This is a genomic window from Candidatus Saccharimonadales bacterium (assembly GCA_036388415.1).
GTDB lineage: Bacteria > Patescibacteriota > Saccharimonadia > Saccharimonadales > UBA4665 > UBA4665.
In genome coordinates, this window is the sequence record DASVRW010000002.1 from 28,627 (window position 1) to 46,559 (window position 17,933).

The following is a 17,933-nucleotide window of genomic DNA, read 5'->3' on the forward strand; positions in this document are numbered from 1 at the left end:
GCCCGTTCACGCGCGGAGGGTACGTCGCCTGAGCTGCTAGTGTATAGCATCTCCGCGACATACCGCACCGGCTCCACTTCGGCTAAGGCTTGCTATAGTCGTCTGGATTTAACCGAACCAAGCTGTACGAATGAGCAAAACTTGCGTATTATTACTACAACATGGCAACACTCAAAGAACTCCGTGACGAACGGCTGCGAAAATTAGATGATCTGCGCACGCTCGGTATAAACCCGTATCCAGCGGAATCTGGTAGGACGCATGATACGCAGCATATCCAGGTAGAATTCGAAAAGCTGGAAGGCAGTGATGTTACAACGGTTGGTCGTATACTCAGCATCCGCAAATTCGGAAAAATTGCTTTTATTGTTATTGAAGACGACGGCGATGAAATCCAGCTCGTTTGGAGATATGATGTTGATGTAAAGGCTGACCGCTCGAATAGCGAGCTGTTGCTTACAGATATAGCACTGCTGGATGCTGGTGATTTTGTTGAAGCAATGGGAATGGTTATGCGTACGCAAACAGGAGAGAATTCTGTTGAGATCAAACGGTTGCGTCTCCTGACGAAATCCCTGCGCCCGATGCCGACGCGGCAAGAGGGATTTACGAACAAGGAAGAGCGTCTGCGCCGTCGCTACGTTGATATGACTGTAAATCCGGAGATTCGCCAACGTTTTATACGGCGCAGTAAATTCTGGCAAGCGACACGTAATTTCTTGAATCAGAATGGGTTTTTGGAAGTTAATACCCCCGTGCTGGAACATACCACTGGTGGTGCCGACGCTAATCCGTTCGTCACGCACATGGACGCGCTTGACCAGGATTTTTATCTGCGGATCAGCCACGAATTGCCGCTGAAGCGGCTGCTCGGCGCTGGCTTCGAGCGGGTCTATGACATCGGACCGCGCTTCCGGAATGAGAACTATTCTGACGAGCATCTGCCGGAGCATGTCGCCATGGAGTGGTACGCCGCTTATTGGAACTGGCGGGACGGTATGAAATATATGACTGAACTATATCGCCATGTCCTGCAAACTACCTTTGGTACACTACAATTTACACTTAAAGATAAGCAGGGCAATCCGATGGAGGTTGACCTAGCTAAAGATTGGGAGGAATGGGATTATGTGGAAACTATTGAAAGTCGCTATGGTATTAATCCCTTGGATTGTACGATTGAACAAGTTAAGAAAGCGCTCGCGGACAACAGGCTAGAGGTAGAAAAAACCGAAAACATTGCCCGTGGCATCGACAAGCTCTGGAAAAACATCCGCAAAGATGTCGTCGGTCCGATCTGGCTTGTGAATACGCCGCTCTATATCAGTCCACTTGCCAAGATAAACCCTGATCGGCCACAGACAACACAGCGCTTCCAGGCAGTTGTGGCGGGCAGCGAGCTGTGCAATGGCTTTAGTGAGCTGAATGACCCACAGGAACAATTACAGCGGTTTGTAGAGCAGCAACAGATGCGGGCGGCTGGCGACAGCGAGGCCATGATGCTCGACATCGATTACGTTGAGATGTTGGAATACGGTATGCCGCCCGCCTGCGGTCTCGGCTTTAGCGAGCGCGTCTTCTGGATATTCGAAGGCGTCACCGCCCGTGAGGGCGTACCATTTCCACAGCTGCGCTCTGAAATCGACGAAGTAACGAAGACGATTTATCCCGATTTGAAATTTTGATACTTACTCAGTCGCTATGGCTTGTTGCAGATAATGACGGACGCAGCCTGCGCCGATTGCCAATACTTGTCTATAGCCTCCTTGGTCGCGGGAGTCGTTAGCATGTTCTCTCAAATCAGGCACTTCTTGTACGATGTCCAAAAGAGAGTTGAGGTGGGAATCGAGAACATAACTTATCTGATAGGCTTCAGGTACTCCCAGTTCAAGGGCTCGCTCGGCGCCGGTTAATAAACTCCGCGAGTCTACTTCGTGATAGTAGCCAGTCTCATGATAGGCCGCCATGCCAAACGCCGCTCCCATTCGAAGTGCTCTTGAAGGCCATAAACCCTCGTGCGATGCCGCATTAAGTGTTTCGCCTAGTGATGACACATAGCGTGCAAGCGGTCTCTGGGATGCCAGTAAAATAGATAGACCTTCCTTGGCAACGGGCATGACGCCGAGCTCCAATACCTTTCCGACTATTACTTCTTCTGCCTCGGCAGTTACTTGTGGCGGAGTTGTTTCAGCGATCCATATGTTGTTCATAATTTAGTTGATTAAGAATTGATAGTATTGTTTTACGCCAAAAATCTGACTAATGCAAGCTTCTTTATAACGAATAAATATAAATACCCTCCACAAACACAAAATCGTGGAGGGTATTGCTGACCAAAAGATTCAAAATGAAAAACTTTAAGCAGACAAAGCGCGCTTGGTGCGGATCAGAAAGCCGACATATCCGGCGACGCTGGCTACGGCAGCGATAAGTGACGTAGATGCAGGGATGCCGACGCTCGGAAGTACTTCTGGCTGTGCGACAATCTCGGCCGCACCGTTACCGGCAGGCTGCACGGGCGCTGGAGGTGTAGGCGTTACGACGGCTGGCGGTGTAACGACAGCGGGGACTGATACTTTGACAAGGGCGTCGTCACAACCTCTTTGCGGGTTGTCCTTGACGACGCTGTCAGCAGTAAAGCAGGCTTTGTTCAGGATTACGGCACCGTCAGTCGTGGACGTTACCTTGACCTGGTAGTGGATGCTCTTGGACTGGCCGGGCAAGATGGTACCCATTTCTTCTTTGAGCTCACGGGTGCTCGTATTTGTAACTAAGACGACGCCGGCTGGCAGAGTGTCGGTAACAGTCGTGTAGGCCAGATCGTTGTAGTTGTTGGTTGCAGGAGCAGCAACGTTGCTGACGACGATGACGTAGTTGAGGACGTCACCGGGCTTGGCGGCAATGGCAGTTTCAGCCTTGTCAGCCGGCAGTACTGCGCCGTTAGCAGACACGTTTTGGACTGATTTTGTAATCATTCCTTTAGGGTGCCAAGCGTAGACAGGTGCTACGATTGATCCGGCTACGAGAACGCTTAGGGCGCTTGCTGCGCTAAAAGATATAAGTTTATTCATCAGAATCACCTCTTTCTTTGAGGGCTCTCACACGCCTCAAAACTTATCAACCTATACATATTACCATAATAATGTAAATATGTCAATAAAGTAGTATAAATTTAGTATCACGTAGTAAATATATTGTTCAAATGGCCCATGAGTCGCATACTATTTCGTTCTAACACCCCTGAGCGGTATACTCATATATGAAAGAGGAGCAAGACTATGAAAGCAATCTGGAACGACCAAATCATCGCTGACGCACCGAAGGAAGATCTCATATACATCGAAGGAAACTGGTATTTTCCGCCCGCGAGCGTCAATCAGGAATTTCTGCGCAAGAGCGACACGCCGTATACCTGTCCATGGAAAGGTGAGTGTCAGTATTACGATGTCGGTGCGGCAGAGCAATGGAGTGGTGACAATGCCTGGAGCTACCCAGAACCCTATCCATCGGCCTTTGAACGCGTCAAAAAAGATTTCTCGGGTTATGTGGCGTTTTGGCGTGACGTGACTGTTAGTGAATAGCGTTGCGGTGCACTAGCATGTCTTGCTTATTAGGATAAGTATACACCGCTAAACATGGGTGCTAATGGAGGCAACAAATGAGTTATGAATCTGAATTACCATTACAGGCTGAAATTATAGACACTACAAACACGGTGCTGGGCGGGATGGTCCACGAAATATGTGGCTCAGGTTATGACAGCCTGGTCACTGCGCCGATACCCGGCCCAAATGACATACCTGAGATACCGGCGCATCGCCGGGCGCTCGAAACGCGTACCATATCAGGCTTTGGCGCTGTCGCTCGCCGAACTGGCTTGCGCGAGGATTAGTTGCCAGACATGGCGCTGCTGCGTGGCAATCGCTTTATTTATAACTTCCAGACCGTAGACTTGGCCATGCTGCGATAGAAAATAGGCAACGACATCATCGTAGATCACCATACTATGAGTCAGTGGCAATGGCGTTCCATGAATAGTTTGAATGTTCCAGTTTTCCGGTACTGCGCCGCAGCTGCCATTGAGCCAAGTTGTGGATGTGGCTGCACCATCAGTTAGCCAGTCAAAATGCAGTTTAGTATCGTTGATGGCTGCAACCCAACCAATGTAAAAAGCCTTGTCGGCAGGCATGTGCATGTCTGTCTGCATGGTTCCCAGTACGGCGCTCCGCGCTTTGGTTATATTCCACAGAATCTGCTGCAGTCCAGTGTCGCCTTGATATGTCTGCGCCCGTACACCGGCCGTGCTGATGCTGTTACGGGCTAGGACTTGCTCTACCATCTGCAGCTCATCCTGAAGGCTGCGGAGCTCTTCGGCGCGCTTCTCTATCAGTATACGCAGATTTGCTACTGGAGCGGGCTTGAGAATAGCCCGTTTGTGCTGTGTTTCAACCTCCAGGAGGCCGCTCTCCATAAGCTGGTCTATCAAGCGGTAAATACGTGTCCGTTCTACGTGGGAACTGCGCGAAAGCTCGGAAATCGTCTGTGGGCCATATGTATGCAGGGCGTAGTACAAGTCGGCTATTTCCGCTTCTAAGCCAAGCTTGGCAAGGTAGGTTCGAATTGCGATCAGTGTTGTTTCCATAGAGCTAGTGTATAATGTGTGCACTTTTTGCACAACTGTTATTCTTGTTTGTGCACAGGCCTAAATAGTATTGTGCATACTTGCGCACAATTGCATATATTAACGTAATGTATGGAGTGCAAAAATATTTCACTTTTGCTGACAAACGGGTCTGGTACACTGGTGAGTATGGAACAAATTATCTTTGCAGCAGGTTGCTTTTGGGGTGTTGAGTATTACTTCGATCAGGTACCTGGCGTTATATCCGTCACCTCCGGCTATACTGGCGGCATCATCGAGAATCCCACGTACGAAGAAGTCTGCACGCATACGACTGGCCACGCCGAAGCCGTGCTGATTGAATTCGATCCCGACATCGTCCCGCTCACGACGCTTGCCAAGCACTTCTTCCGCATGCACGACCCAACCCAGTTGAACCGCCAGGGGCCGGATATCGGCGACAGCTACCGCTCGGCAGTCTTTTATTTCCAGGACGAGCAGCGCGAACAAATAGAGCGCATCCGTGATGAAGCTCAGACCAGGCTGAAACAACCGATCGTAACGGTTATTGAGCAGGCCGGCCCGTTCTATCCAGCCGAAGGCTATCATCAAAAGTTTGCGGAACGAACGGGCAGGGGCATGTGCCATATACCGTACCAACCTATCGCCTAAGAATTATTTTATCCGGTATACTACAACTAAATGGCAGCAATAATATTCGATTTTGATGGGACGATCGCCGATAGCTTTGATGTTATCGTCGAAATCTTTGAACATTTAACAAGTCGCTCCGAAAAACTCAGTGAGCGGCAACTGACAGAGCTGCGCGGCTACCCAGTGGCTGTCGTTGCCAAACGGCTCAATGTCTCTTGGTGGCGGGCGCCGTGGCTACTGCTGCGTGGCCGGCATCTGATGGGACAGCGTATTCATGACATTCCAGTGTTTGCCGGTATGCCCAAGGTTATCGAGCAGCTCCACGCCGAAGGCCACGAAGTCTTCATACTCAGCAGCAACAGCACGCGCAATGTCAAAAAGTTCATGAAGCAACACCATCTGTATAAATATTTTGTCGAAATACAGGGAAGTCACGGGCTGTCCGGCAAAGCTCGTCTGCTACGAAGAATGGTCGAGCGAAACAATTTGGAGATTAAGGACTGCGTGTACGTCGGTGATGAAACGCGTGACGTTATCGCCTCACAGGCTGTCGGTATGCGGGTCATCGCCGTCAGCTGGGGATTCGCCCAGCGTGAATTCCTGGAAAGTCTGCACCCGACAGCCATGGCCGACAAGCCGCAGGACATTATAACGATCCTTGAAGATTTGTAGCGCTGGAGCTTAGCGATGAGAGACGGCACGGTCGGTTCGCTGGCCGGATCCAGTATAATCATCTAAACTGTAGATATGGATAAAACAGAGGTAGTAGTAATCGACAAACTTGTGCACGGCGGCCAGGGCCTGGCGACGCTGGCTGATGGACGGAAAATATTTGTCTGGAACGCGCTACCAGGCGAAAAGGTCAATGTGCGGATTATTAAGACCAAAAAATCATATGCCGAAGGCATTGCCGAGGAAATACTCGAGCCGTCAGCTGAACGCGTTGAGCCATCAGAACAAAATTATTTGGCAACGTCGCCGTGGCAAATGATGACCTACGAAGCCGAAAATACTTACAAACAACAAATCGTCGAGGAACTGTTTGCTCATGAGAAAGTCACGCTGCCCGGCGTCGGCACAACCGTGCACGATGACCGGCAATGGCACTACCGCAGCAAAATGGAATACAGCTTCTGGGGTGATGACGACGGCCTGCATCTGGCGCTGCACCAGCGCGGCAGTCATGGCAAACAAATCGTGCAGGGCAGCAAGCTGGCAATGCCGACCATCGACGCCGCCGCAAATGCTATTTGTGCGCAGCTGAATACACTAAACAACGGCAAGGGCGCACGGGCAGGCGACCTGAAAACAATTATTATTCGCTGCGATCAGCGTGGCAATGCCGTCGGCGCGCTGTATACGAAGCTTGATACCTTCAAAGAGCTCACGCTGCCAGCAGAACTCCAGGGACTGCGCGTCTACCATTCCAACCCGAAGAGTCCGGCGTCGGTGCCGACGCGGCTCATATACGAGCTTGGCAACTGTCTGCTGCACGACACACTGCACGACACGCAGTTCGTCTACGATGTCGACTCATTTTTCCAGGTGAACCTGCCGGTATTTGAAAAGGCACTGACTGTCATCAAAAACTACGTTGACGACGGCGCGCTGACAGATATGTACGCCGGTGTCGGTTCGATCGGCCTGAGCATAGCCAGCAATCAGGTGACACTGGTAGAGCTCGATCCGGCAAGTGCGCGCATGGCAGCGCAAAATGCCAGCGACAACGCGCTCGCCAGCGGACTGACTGCTCAAGTTATCGAAGCTTCAACAGAAAAAGCGCTGGAATACATAACCGCCGACAGCCCAGTAATCTTTGACCCGCCGCGCGCCGGGCTCCATGACAAGGTGGTTGCAGCCGTTTTGTCGGTACTGCCACCTAAGATCATATATCTGAGCTGCAATCCGGCCACTCACGCCCGCGACCTGGCGAAGCTCCAAGCTGCCTACAAAATAGAACATTTTGAAATCTTTAACTTTTTCCCGCGGACGCCGCATATCGAGACGCTGGCGATACTAAAGCTCAAATAGTATATAGTGCTTGTGCTTAAGTAACTTCGGCGATATGCTACAGGTAAGCATAACTACTTAACTGAAAGGTACCGACCCCATGGACCGAGATTTTAGTAATATCCCGCATTCCGATTACACGCCACCGACAGGCGGGCCAGTGCCGCAGGCTAGCGGTCGTCCAGATTGGCAGCGGGAAGCAGTGGCTGACGCGTATGGAACAGCCCAAGAGACTACGGCCAGCCCACAGCCACAACAGCAGCCGTACGTCGGCCCCCAGGCAGCTTATGACTTTGCAACGCCGCCACCAGCCCCGGCTCTAGTATCTTCGCCGGCCCAGGACAGTTCTGCGCCAGCACCGGCTTATCAACCTGCGGTGAGCCAGGCAGGATGGAGTGCTGATGCTCAGCCTGTCAGCCCGGCCCAACCACCCGTCTACGGCGCTACCGCAGCCAGCATGACTGATCATGGATTCGGACAGTCTAAACAGTCTTGGCGGCCATCTATCAAGAGCAAGCCATGGTCTAACCAGACACTGGCGACGCCGCCCAATGGTTACTCGTCTGATACTATGCCGGCAGACATTCCGTCCCAACCTGTCGAACCGCAAGCTGTCGTTGAAGTTGTCAGCCCTCGTGGTGTGGAATACGCCATGATGACCCTAACACTGTGGATCGGCGCGCTGGCGCTGCTGGCCTTGCTGCTGACAGGTATCAATGTTGGTGCCAATTTTGAGGCCCTCGGCTTCCCGCTGGCGGTGTTAATCATCTCGCTGCCAGTCTTCAGCTGGTTTTTTCTACGGCTCAAACAGGCCGAGCTGACTCAGCCGGCGCTCAAGCTTGATCCTTCCAAGCGCCGCTTCACACAGTTTACTCAGGTCGCGGCTTTCGGCACCTGTCTTTTGACTCTGATCGCGTTCGTGTACTTCCTGATGCTCAAAGTCAGCGGCTCAGCGGACGTGTCTCTGTTCAAAGCAATTCTCGACGTGGTCGCTATCCTGGCTGTCGCCGGTGGCATACTGGCATACTACTGGAATGACGAACGGCAAGGAAAGTAGACGGCAATGCGTACGAGCCTGTTCAAATATCAGGTAGGCCTGGCGGCACTGGGCGGCCTGGTATTGATTGCCCTGATTATCGCGCTGGCCCAAGCGGCTGGCACCCGCAGTGATAAGCTGACAGAAACCAAATCCCAGGAGATTGCCAATAAGCTCAATGACTATACGGGCCAAAAAAATGAAGTCCCGGCAGACCTGGCAACCGCCGGTGTCAAAGATGTTCCCGCGACCATTACGTATAAAAAACTGTCTGACACCCGCTATACGTTCTGCGCAACGTATAAAGCGGCGAGTGACAATAGCTTTACAGTCGGCATTACCGACGTATTAAGCGGCGGTGCATTGTCAGGCACTGGGTCGGATACTAGTTTCGACGAGTCATTTGCGAGTACCGAATCGGAAGGATTGTATATTTACAGCCACAAAAAGGGTGAAAATTGCCAGACTGTCAAAATATACGATCCAGGTGCAAGTACTGCCGACCCAGACATCGGCAGTCTGGATAGCTGTGAATATAATTTTAGCGTATCGGACGCCGACAACCAGGCATATTACGACTGTCTGAGCAGGTCTAGCCAGACACGCTTCAACTGATATCCGGCATTGTCCGCGCCCGGCCTGCTACAATAGTACTAATGGCAAATAATTACTGGAGAGAACGCAGTCAGCCGTATAAGCCTGGCCAAACAGCGCCGTTCAAGGTGTCGCGCAGCAAGATTGAGCTGTTCATGCAATGTCCGCGCTGCTTCTGGCTCGACGTCCGGCTCAAGATTACCCGGCCGAGCAGTCCGCCGTTCAACATCAACAAAGCGATCGATGAACTTTTCAAAAAGGAATTCGACAGCTACCGGCTAAAGGCCGAGCCGCATCCCATCATGCTGGAGTATTCGCTGCAGGCAATACCGTTTGCGCACGACAAACTCGGGCAGTGGCGCGAAAATTTCGTTGGCGTCATTGCTCAGCACGAACCGACGAATCTGCATGTTTTCGGGGCAGTTGACGACCTATGGGTCGGTCCGGACGGCAAGGTGATTGTCGTCGACTACAAGGCTACCAGCAAAGACAAAGACGTCAGCATCGACAGCGACTGGCAAATGAGCTACAAGCGGCAGCTGGAAGTATATCAGTGGTTACTGCGGCGTAATGGACTCGACGTGTCCGACACGGGCTACTTCGTATACACCAACGGCCGTATGGACGGCGAAGGATTTTATAACAAGCTTGAGTTCAAAACCAAGCTGATACCGTATACCGGCAGCGATATCTGGGTAGAGCCCACGCTAAAACGCATGAAAGCCTGCATGGACAGTGACACTATGCCGCCAGTCGGCGACCACATCATGGGCGGCGAATGTGAATTCTGCGCCTATGCCCGCGAGCGCGCCAAACTGACGATCCAGGCTTTGCAAAATAACAAATCCTCGTAAAAATGCCAAAAATCTTTCATCAGCACTGAAGCAGTCCAAAATAGCGTACAATTATATGCATGCTAGACATCCAATTCATCCGCGACAATCCTGACCTGGTCACAGAAAAATCCCAGCAAAAGGGCTACAAAGTTAATATCGGCCAATTGCTGGAGTTGGACACCCAGCGCCGCACCCGCCTGACGCAGGTCGAAGAGCTGCGCGCCCGGCGCAATACGTTGTCTGGGCAGATGAAGGGCGGCAAGCCATCTCCGGAGCAGCTGGAGCAGGGTAAACAACTCAAAGAAGAGATCAGTAGCCTCGAAGCTGAAATCGGTCCGCTTGAAGAGCAGTACGACGCACTACTGAAGGCAGTTCCGAATATGCCGTTGGATGACGTACCAGTCGGCGCCAGCGAAGACGACAATGTTGTCGCCAAGCAAGCCGGCGAGCCGTTTGCGTATGATTTCACGCCCAAACATCACCACGAGATTGCCGAACCGAAGGACCTGATCGACAAGGAACGGGCCGCTAAAATATCGGGCAGCCGCTTCGCCTACATCAAAGGTGATCTCGTCCGGCTGCAGTTCGCGGTTATCCAGTTTGTCATGGAAACACTCGGCGACGAGACGATTCTGCAAAAACTGATCGAAGACAACCATCTCAGTGTCGTCGCCAAGCCGTTCACGCCTGTATTACCTCCAGCTATGCTGCGTACCGAACCATATGTCGCCAGTGCACGCCTGAACGCCGCTGAAGTCACGTACAAGCTCGACGGCGACGATCTGTGGCTCAATGCCTCGGCTGAGCACACCCTCTGCACGATGTACTGGAATGAAATACTACCAGAGGCTATGCTGCCCATCCGCTACATTGGCTATAGCACTAGCTTCCGCCGCGAAGCAGGGACGTACGGCAAGGATACCGAAGGCATCATCCGTATGCACCAGTTTGATAAGCTAGAGATGGAAGTCTTCAGTACTGCCGAAACCGGACTTGACGAGCATAAACTGCTGATTGCAATTCAGGAATATCTGCTGCAACAAATCGGCCTGCCGTACCGTGTGCTCCAGAAGTGCACCTTCGACATCGGCAAGCCGAATGCTCGTGGCGTGGACATTGACTGCTGGTTCCCGGGGCAAAGCGCCTACCGCGAAACGCATACCGCCGACTATATGACGGATTATCAGGCCCGTGACCTGAAGATCCGCGTCCGCCGGTCGCAAACCTCGAAGGGAGAGACTATTAATGGCATCGAACAAGCACCGCAAACATCTGACGGCGCTGTAGAACTGGTACACACCAACGATGCGACTGCATTTGCGCTCGGCCGTATTCTAGCGGCCATCATGGAAAATTATCAGACAGCTGATGGACATGTCATCGTCCCGGAAGTTCTTCGTCCGTATATGGGCGGCCGCGAACAACTCTAGCCGAGGATTGGTAGTAAGTAAACCTGGATCTCAAAACCTTTGCCTTGAGTGGCAACCTGCGGGGCGGCCCCAAAATTATTTTATCCCTAAAGATAAAAAATTTTAGGGGCGGACAGGTTGACGAGGCTCATGGGGAGGTTTTGAGATCCAGGTTATGTAAGAATTCAGCTAACGCACTTTTAGACGCGAGAGTACAATAATAGCTAGGAGGATAACAATAATGATTCAAAAATTTGATATCACCAGTGTCCATATGACTATCGATGACAAATTGCACAGATATCTGAGCAAAAAAATAGGTACGCTTGACCGCTATATTCCGCGGGCTGGCCGCGAGAGCGCGCACGCCGAAGTCCGGCTCAAAGAAAACACATCTCTCAAAAACAACAGTCAGAAAAACGCTTGCACCTGTGAAGTAACGCTGCATTTACCGCATGAGGTCATCAATGTGTCTGAAAGCACTATCAATATGTATGCAGCCATCGATATCGTTGAAGCTAAGCTTAAACACCAGATAGACAAGTACAAGCAGCTGCATGCGTCCGGTGCGCTGCATCGCCGGCTGGCAAATCGCTTTATGCGAAAAACAGCTGTCCAGTAACCGCCTGAAATGACTGTAGGCAAAATTACGTTCGATTTTCCCTGTGATTCAGGTTACAATATAGCCTGACTAATCCACCACTTGACGACAGAGGGAGACGCGCGTGAATATTGTATTCAAAAAGATGTTGGGCGATCCGCAGGCCAGGACCGTTAAGCGGCTGCGCAAGCGAGTCAAAGACGTAAATGCACTTGCAGACAAATACAAAAAAATGGATGACAAAAAGCTACAGCAGCAAACTGCAGTCCTCAAAAAGCGTCTGCGCACAGAATCACTCGACAAGATTTTGCCGGATGCTTTTGCAGTCGTCCGTGAAGCTGCCAGCCGGACGCTTGGCCAGCGCCATTTCGACGTTCAGCTGATTGGCGGCCTGGTGCTGCACGAGGGCAATGTCGCTGAAATGAAAACCGGAGAGGGTAAGACACTGACGTCGACAGCGCCCATTTACTTGAACGCCCTGACCGAAAAAGGTGTTCACGTCGTCACCGTCAATGATTATCTGGCGCAGCGTGATGCCGGCTGGATGAGCCAGGTATTCTATTTCCTCGGGCAGAGTACCGGGGTTATCCTGGCTGACCACTCGTATATTTATGATCCTGAATACGTCAACGAAGATCATGAAGACGAACGTTTCCGCCATTTGAAGCCTTGCACCCGCCGTGAAGCTTACGAAGCTGACATTACGTACGGCACCAACAACGAATTTGGTTTTGACTACTTGCGTGACAACATGGTCCGCGAAACCGATCAGCTACGCCAGCGCGACTTGCACTATGCGATCGTCGACGAAGTTGACTCCATCCTGATCGATGAGGCCCGGACGCCGCTGATTATCTCAGCGCCATCAGTGACAAGCGGTAATGCCTACGCCCAGTTCAGTAAGGTAGTTCGCCAGCTCGAAAAGGACAAACATTACGAAACTGATGAAAAGCGTAAAACAGTCATCCTGACTGATGATGGTGTCGAAAAAATCGAAAAAGCTCTTGGTATCGACGGCCTGTACGGTGCCGAAAATATCCGTACGATTTATCACTTGCAGCAGGCACTCCGCGCCCAGGCGCTCTTCAAGCGAGACAAAGACTACGTTGTTACCAAAGACGGGGAAATTGTTATCGTCGATGAGTTTACCGGACGATTGCTGGCTGGCCGCCGCTACAACGAAGGTCTTCACCAGGCTATCGAAGCCAAGGAAGGTGTCGAAGTCCAGCAGGAATCAATGACGCTGGCTACAATCTCTTTCCAAAACTATTTCCGTCTGTACGAAAAACTTGGCGGTATGACCGGTACGGCTCTCACGGAAGCCGAAGAATTCCATCAGATTTATAAGCTGGATGTCGTGGACGTACCATCCAACCGTCCAATGGCACGTATCGACCGTGCTGACCGGATATATCGTACCGAGCAGGGCAAGTTCAAGGCCATTGCCCGCGAACTGAAAATGCTGCATCAAAAAGGCCAGCCGGTGCTGGTTGGAACCGTCTCTATTGAGAAAAACGAATTGTTATCTCAGCTATTAACCAAAGCCAACATTCCGCACCAGGTGCTGAACGCCAAGAATAATGAGCGTGAAGCCAAGATCGTAGCTCACGCCGGTGAAAAAGGCGCCGTTACACTGGCAACCAACATTGCTGGTCGTGGTACCGACATCGTGCTCGGCGAGGGTGTCAAAGACCTAGGCGGTTTGTTCGTACTCGGATCTGAGCGACACGAATCTCGCCGTATCGACAACCAGCTGCGTGGCCGTTCCGGCCGACAAGGTGATCCAGGTCTGACGCAGTTTTTCGTCAGTACCGAAGATGACCTGATGCGTATATTCGGTGGCGACCGCATTTCCGGCATTATGAACCGGCTTAATGTCGACGACGACACGCCGATCGAAAACCGGCTGATCAGCAAAAGCCTCGAGGGAGCACAGAAAAAGGTTGAAGGCTTCCACTTTGACTCCCGTAAAAACGTCGTGCAGTATGACGACGTTATGAACAAGCACCGCCGGGCAACTTATGCCATGCGCCGCGAAATCCTGATACAGCCGAACATACAGAAGCGTATCAATGTCTATATTGAGGACGAAGTCCGGATGCTGGCGAACTCGCCGCTGCTGACCAGCGATGATTTCGAAGATGTTATCCGAGAAGTATTTCCATTTGACGAAGCGACGCTTGACAGGCTATTCGATAGTGAAACGACCAAGTTCCAACAGGTCTTGCTGACCGAAGCTAAAGAACTGTACGCCAGCCGCGAAGTTGGCCTGACTGCCGATATTATGCGCAAAATCGAGCGCGATATCTATCTGCAGATTCTGGATAATTTGTGGATGCAGCATCTCGAGAATATGGACCACCTGCGCGAGGGTATCCACTGGATGAGCGTCGGACAGCAGGATCCGCTGGTCGAGTACCGCCGCCGTGGCCAACTGCTGTTTGAAGACATGCAAAACCAAATGAGACACGAAGTAATCCGTAGTCTGTTCCACGTCGAACTTGTCGATGAGTCAGTGCTCAACCGTCCGGTAGAAACCGAGCTCACCCGTGCCGCCCGCGGTTCCGTCAGTAACGCCAACCAGCTGTCAGAAGCCGGCGAAGAGTTTGAAGAAGCCGATTTCATAAGCAAAAAAGCTGCCCAGGCAGAACTAAAACAATCCGCTGATAAGCGTAAAAAAGTCCGCAAGGCAGAACGCCAGCGTAAAACACAAGGCCGAAAGCGCAAATAATGCGACTGGGCATAAACGTGAGCAACGTATGACAAGCTCGCGCTACGCTGCAAATTGTTCTACCGAACTGAAGGAAAGGGTAATAGAGCTATGAAACACACCGTTTCCGAACTGATTTTGCACAATGGGATGCGTGGATTGATTATACATATTCCAGATGCCCAAGTAATGACGTACGAGCTCAATTTTCGGGCCGGTGAATATCTGGTCGACGAGCAAATCTGGGAAGTGCCGCATTTGATGGAGCATATTTTGCTCGGTGCGAATACACGGTACCCACGGGCTCGGGATTTTCAAGCTGAAATCGAAAAAAACGGTGCCTACAGCAATGCATCGACCAGCGTCTATGACATTACCTACGAAGCCGAATGTGCCGATTTTGAGTGGGAACGGGTACTTGAGCTGCTTATCCTATCAATTACCGAGCCGCTGTTCCTCAAAGAAGAATTTCAGGCTGAATTCGGCAATGTCCGCGAAGAGCTGACCGCTCGTGCCAACAATCATTTCCGTCACCTCAGCCTCGCTCTGCGGCAGAGTTATGGCTTTCTGGCCAAAACCGACCAGGAACGCCTTCGACTTATGAAAAACGTCAAACTGAAAAATATTAAGGCACACTACGAATCTACGCACACCAGCTCGAATATGCGCTTTGTCATCGGCGGCAACATCACACCCAAGCGCCGCGAGGCTATCGAGCAACACTTTGGAAGTATTGGACTGCCAAAAGGGGACAGCCGGATCGATCTGCCCGATGAACGGCCACAGCGTCTGGAGCGGCCACTCTACATTCATAATGCGACGGTCAAAAATATGTATTTCTACATTGATACCTTTATGCGCAGGCGACTAACTGAACCAGAACAAGATGCCCTCAATCTGTCGAATACCATCCTGACCGAAACACTCCATTCAAAAATACTTGGTACGGCCCGTGAGCGAGGGTTGGTATACGGTATGAGTTCCGGCATTGGACAGGCCAAGCTGAACAGTAACTGGTGGTTTGGGGCGCAAGTATCACCGAAGAATGCAACCGCCTTGTTCGATATTGTCGTCAGTGAACTGGAAAAAATCTTTGCTGGCGACCTTGATAAGACTGATATCGAAGCGGCTCAACAGTACTCGCTGGGACGATTCCAGCGCGGCGCCCAGACCGTCAGCGGCACGACTAATGGCTATAGCGGCCGCTATTTCTTTGACGAGGAAATCGATGATTATTATCAGGTGCCGAAGCGAATCAAAGCCGTTACCAAAGAGGCGATTGTCGATGTTGCCCGCGAGCTGTTCAAAGAAGACGTGCGCGGATTCGGCGTGCTCGGCAACTGCGGCGAAGACTATGCCACCGGGCTGCAGGAACACATAGATCATCTTTGGTCTTTCCGCTAAGCTGCCGACGTGTCCATTCATGCAGTAATTTTTTCTGCTTCAGGTTAAATAGCATATTTAGGCATAAGCAGCTTATAATAGATATATCATGGTCGACACAACTAATCCGCCGCTGCAACCTGGTCAGCAATCTGCTGTACCATTGACTCGCGCCGCTACAGCAACGATGCGTAGTGTTCGGCCAGGCGTGCCCGGGCAGGAGGCGACAGGTACAGTCATTCGACAAAAGCTTATTCCGATTGGCGAAGAAACAATTCAAATCGTCCCGCACCCGACGACAAATCGCTTTCCATGGTCTCCCGTTGAAAATCCAAAAGTTCAAGTATTCCAAACTGTCATAGAGGTTGAACCAGGCGCTACGCCGGTACCACCGCCATCGTTACCTGTCGCCAGTGTACCGATTCCGGAACCACTGCCAAGTCCCACGCCAGTCGTACCGCCTGCGCCGCCGCCAGTTCCAGATCCGACGCTGCCTGCCGTTACGCAACCAAAGCCCGCTGTTATGCCAAGTGCCGCCCCAGTGCCGCCCCGGCCAGCACTAGCCGTTCGACCTGTCTCACCGGCGCCAGCATCTCTTTCCGACATAACTCCTATGACCCAAACGGTTGATATACCGATCAGCCATCCGGTCAGCGAGCCGGTCGCGTCAGTAATGCCCGCGCCCACCCAACCGCAGGCAGCAGAACGCACGATCGAAAAGAGCAAGCAGAATCGAACTGAGCATATTTATAGCGAATACACCCGTAAGGTCTGGCACGTGTTCCGGCCAAACATAATCATCGCCCACGCACTGTTCGTGGTAGTACTGTTACTCATTGGCGGCGTCGTTTGGGCCTGGCTGCAAAGCGGCGCTTCGACGGATATGATGACGTATCCATTTATCAAAAATTTCCTCAGCGCCGAATAATCTAAAGAACTGAATAACACTCGCATAGCCGCGGTCCGAGACTGGCAACTGGTATAATGTTACAGATGCAAGACCTACACAATCAGGCCCAAGAACTCTCACGGGATATTACTGCCTCCGCTGAACGTATGCACATAACAGAGCTGGCAGCGCGGCGCACGGAGCTGCAACTGGCGAGCGAACAAGCTGACTTCTGGTCTGACAACGACCGGGCGCAGTCCACTATGAAAGAAATTTCCAAGCTGGAAGTCCGCGTCACGCCTTGGCTGACATTACAGCAGGGTGCGGCTGATCTGCTGGAAATGATCGAACTCGGCGACGAAACCCTGGCTGCCGACTTGCAGCAGCAACTCGATGAATTACGCACAGCCTACGCGGATTTGAAGGAAGAACTCAAACTGGCCGGACCATACGACGATTATGATGCGATTCTCAGCATTCATGCCGGCGCCGGTGGCACTGACGCCCAAGATTGGGCCGCTATGCTGTTGCGCATGTATGTCCGTTACGGCGAGAAAAACAAATGGAGTATCCAGACAATTGATGAATCAAGCGGTGACGAAGCCGGTATCAAAAGTGTGACACTCGAGCTGAGCGGCGCGTTTGCATTCGGCAAACTAAAGAGCGAGAACGGCGTCCATCGTCTGGTGCGCCTCAGCCCATTTAATGCTGAATCCCGCGAGACGAGCTTTGCCAAAGTCGAAATAATGCCCAAGATCGACACGCCGGACGATGTCGACATCGACGAAAAAGACCTGCGGATTGATGTCTACCGCAGTGGCGGCAAGGGCGGTCAGTCGGTCAATACAACAGATAGCGCCGTTCGTATTACGCACCAGCCGACGGGTATTGTCGTGGCAATCCAAAACGAACGCAGCCAATTACAAAACCGGGAGACGGCTATGACAATCCTGCGCTCGCGGCTTGCCCAGCTACAGATGGAACAACACGCTGCCGATATCCGCGAACTCAAAGGTCCGAATGAGCAAGCTGCCTGGGGCAATCAAATCCGTTCCTATGTGCTGCACCCTTACAAACAAGTCAAAGATCTGCGCTCGCGCTACGAAACCAGCGACATCGACGGCGTGCTGGCCGGAGACCTCGATGCTCTCGTCAATGCCTACCTCGAGCACACGCTCAGTTCGTAGCTC

General features: G+C 51.8%; 18 protein-coding genes. 15 read left to right on the forward strand and 3 right to left on the reverse strand.

What is annotated here, in order from left to right; translation table 11 throughout:
* Positions 1-161 precede the first annotated feature (161 nt).
* Positions 162-1,685: a lysine--tRNA ligase gene (locus VF575_00290; GenBank protein ID HEX8182021.1), complete on the forward strand. Its 1,524-nt coding sequence runs from the start codon at positions 162-164 to the stop codon at positions 1,683-1,685.
* A gap of 3 nt (positions 1,686-1,688) precedes the next feature.
* Here VF575_00290 and VF575_00295 read toward each other — a convergent pair whose 3' ends face one another.
* Complete coding sequence (locus tag VF575_00295; GenBank protein HEX8182022.1) at positions 1,689-2,210, reverse strand: hypothetical protein; 522 nt, start codon at positions 2,208-2,210, stop codon at positions 1,689-1,691.
* 147 nt (positions 2,211-2,357) lie between these two features.
* Complete coding sequence (locus tag VF575_00300; protein HEX8182023.1) at positions 2,358-3,071, reverse strand: hypothetical protein; 714 nt, start codon at positions 3,069-3,071, stop codon at positions 2,358-2,360.
* A gap of 207 nt (positions 3,072-3,278) precedes the next feature.
* Between VF575_00300 and VF575_00305 the strand changes: the two genes are divergently transcribed.
* Positions 3,279-3,581 (forward strand): DUF427 domain-containing protein, encoded by a 303-nt coding sequence (locus VF575_00305; protein ID HEX8182024.1) that lies wholly within the window; start codon positions 3,279-3,281, stop codon positions 3,579-3,581.
* 77 nt (positions 3,582-3,658) lie between these two features.
* The gene (locus tag VF575_00310) at positions 3,659-3,892 is read left to right on the forward strand and encodes a hypothetical protein (GenBank protein HEX8182025.1); all 234 of its coding nucleotides are present in this window, start codon (positions 3,659-3,661) and stop codon (positions 3,890-3,892) included.
* On the opposite strand, the gene VF575_00315 is transcribed toward VF575_00310, so the two are convergent.
* On the reverse strand, positions 3,845-4,642 hold the full coding sequence (locus VF575_00315) for a helix-turn-helix domain-containing protein (GenBank protein ID HEX8182026.1): 798 nt from the start codon (positions 4,640-4,642) through the stop codon (positions 3,845-3,847). The two genes, VF575_00310 and VF575_00315, sit on opposite strands and share 48 nt — an antisense overlap.
* A gap of 168 nt (positions 4,643-4,810) precedes the next feature.
* Between VF575_00315 and msrA the strand changes: the two genes are divergently transcribed.
* From msrA to prfB, 12 genes are all read left to right on the forward strand, one after another.
* Positions 4,811-5,293: a peptide-methionine (S)-S-oxide reductase MsrA gene (gene msrA / locus VF575_00320; protein HEX8182027.1), complete on the forward strand. Its 483-nt coding sequence runs from the start codon at positions 4,811-4,813 to the stop codon at positions 5,291-5,293.
* 30 nt (positions 5,294-5,323) lie between these two features.
* Positions 5,324-5,947 carry an HAD-IA family hydrolase gene (locus VF575_00325; GenBank protein ID HEX8182028.1) on the forward strand — a complete coding sequence of 208 codons (624 nt, stop codon included), beginning with the start codon at positions 5,324-5,326 and terminating at the stop codon, positions 5,945-5,947.
* Between the two features lie 75 nt (positions 5,948-6,022).
* Positions 6,023-7,306 carry a TRAM domain-containing protein gene (locus VF575_00330; GenBank protein HEX8182029.1) on the forward strand — a complete coding sequence of 428 codons (1,284 nt, stop codon included), beginning with the start codon at positions 6,023-6,025 and terminating at the stop codon, positions 7,304-7,306.
* Between the two features lie 79 nt (positions 7,307-7,385).
* Entirely contained in the window at positions 7,386-8,342 is a 957-nt protein-coding gene (locus VF575_00335) for a hypothetical protein (protein HEX8182030.1), read from the forward strand.
* A 6-nt stretch (positions 8,343-8,348) separates the two neighbouring features.
* On the forward strand, positions 8,349-8,936 hold the full coding sequence (locus tag VF575_00340; protein ID HEX8182031.1) for a hypothetical protein: 588 nt from the start codon (positions 8,349-8,351) through the stop codon (positions 8,934-8,936).
* 41 nt (positions 8,937-8,977) lie between these two features.
* On the forward strand, positions 8,978-9,769 hold the full coding sequence (locus tag VF575_00345) for a PD-(D/E)XK nuclease family protein (GenBank protein ID HEX8182032.1): 792 nt from the start codon (positions 8,978-8,980) through the stop codon (positions 9,767-9,769).
* A gap of 59 nt (positions 9,770-9,828) precedes the next feature.
* On the forward strand, positions 9,829-11,181 hold the full coding sequence (gene serS, locus VF575_00350; protein HEX8182033.1) for a serine--tRNA ligase: 1,353 nt from the start codon (positions 9,829-9,831) through the stop codon (positions 11,179-11,181).
* Positions 11,182-11,401: 220 nt separating this feature from the next.
* The gene (gene raiA / locus VF575_00355; GenBank protein ID HEX8182034.1) at positions 11,402-11,782 is read left to right on the forward strand and encodes a ribosome-associated translation inhibitor RaiA; all 381 of its coding nucleotides are present in this window, start codon (positions 11,402-11,404) and stop codon (positions 11,780-11,782) included.
* Positions 11,783-11,885: 103 nt separating this feature from the next.
* The gene (gene secA / locus VF575_00360; protein HEX8182035.1) at positions 11,886-14,492 is read left to right on the forward strand and encodes a preprotein translocase subunit SecA; all 2,607 of its coding nucleotides are present in this window, start codon (positions 11,886-11,888) and stop codon (positions 14,490-14,492) included.
* Between the two features lie 90 nt (positions 14,493-14,582).
* Positions 14,583-15,875, forward strand: a complete 1,293-nt coding sequence (locus VF575_00365) for a pitrilysin family protein (protein HEX8182036.1) — start codon at positions 14,583-14,585, stop codon at positions 15,873-15,875.
* An 88-nt stretch (positions 15,876-15,963) separates the two neighbouring features.
* The gene (locus tag VF575_00370) at positions 15,964-16,782 is read left to right on the forward strand and encodes a hypothetical protein (GenBank protein ID HEX8182037.1); all 819 of its coding nucleotides are present in this window, start codon (positions 15,964-15,966) and stop codon (positions 16,780-16,782) included.
* 65 nt (positions 16,783-16,847) lie between these two features.
* Entirely contained in the window at positions 16,848-17,930 is a 1,083-nt protein-coding gene (prfB, locus tag VF575_00375) for a peptide chain release factor 2 (GenBank protein ID HEX8182038.1), read from the forward strand.
* Positions 17,931-17,933 lie beyond the last annotated feature (3 nt).

Bases quoted from the DNA above. Each gene is read 5' to 3' on its own strand.
- VF575_00290 (HEX8182021.1), top strand. From the start codon at position 162: ATGGCAACACTCAAAGAACTCCGTGACGAACGGCTGCGAAAATTAGAT.
- VF575_00295 (HEX8182022.1), bottom strand. From the start codon at position 2,210: ATGAACAACATATGGATCGCTGAAACAACTCCGCCACAAGTAACTGCC.
- VF575_00300 (HEX8182023.1), bottom strand. From the start codon at position 3,071: ATGAATAAACTTATATCTTTTAGCGCAGCAAGCGCCCTAAGCGTTCTC.
- VF575_00305 (HEX8182024.1), top strand. From the start codon at position 3,279: ATGAAAGCAATCTGGAACGACCAAATCATCGCTGACGCACCGAAGGAA.
- VF575_00310 (HEX8182025.1), top strand. From the start codon at position 3,659: ATGAGTTATGAATCTGAATTACCATTACAGGCTGAAATTATAGACACT.
- VF575_00315 (HEX8182026.1), bottom strand. From the start codon at position 4,642: ATGGAAACAACACTGATCGCAATTCGAACCTACCTTGCCAAGCTTGGC.
- msrA (HEX8182027.1), top strand. From the start codon at position 4,811: ATGGAACAAATTATCTTTGCAGCAGGTTGCTTTTGGGGTGTTGAGTAT.
- VF575_00325 (HEX8182028.1), top strand. From the start codon at position 5,324: ATGGCAGCAATAATATTCGATTTTGATGGGACGATCGCCGATAGCTTT.
- VF575_00330 (HEX8182029.1), top strand. From the start codon at position 6,023: ATGGATAAAACAGAGGTAGTAGTAATCGACAAACTTGTGCACGGCGGC.
- VF575_00335 (HEX8182030.1), top strand. From the start codon at position 7,386: ATGGACCGAGATTTTAGTAATATCCCGCATTCCGATTACACGCCACCG.
- VF575_00340 (HEX8182031.1), top strand. From the start codon at position 8,349: ATGCGTACGAGCCTGTTCAAATATCAGGTAGGCCTGGCGGCACTGGGC.
- VF575_00345 (HEX8182032.1), top strand. From the start codon at position 8,978: ATGGCAAATAATTACTGGAGAGAACGCAGTCAGCCGTATAAGCCTGGC.
- serS (HEX8182033.1), top strand. From the start codon at position 9,829: ATGCTAGACATCCAATTCATCCGCGACAATCCTGACCTGGTCACAGAA.
- raiA (HEX8182034.1), top strand. From the start codon at position 11,402: ATGATTCAAAAATTTGATATCACCAGTGTCCATATGACTATCGATGAC.
- VF575_00365 (HEX8182036.1), top strand. From the start codon at position 14,583: ATGAAACACACCGTTTCCGAACTGATTTTGCACAATGGGATGCGTGGA.
- VF575_00370 (HEX8182037.1), top strand. From the start codon at position 15,964: ATGGTCGACACAACTAATCCGCCGCTGCAACCTGGTCAGCAATCTGCT.
- prfB (HEX8182038.1), top strand. From the start codon at position 16,848: ATGCAAGACCTACACAATCAGGCCCAAGAACTCTCACGGGATATTACT.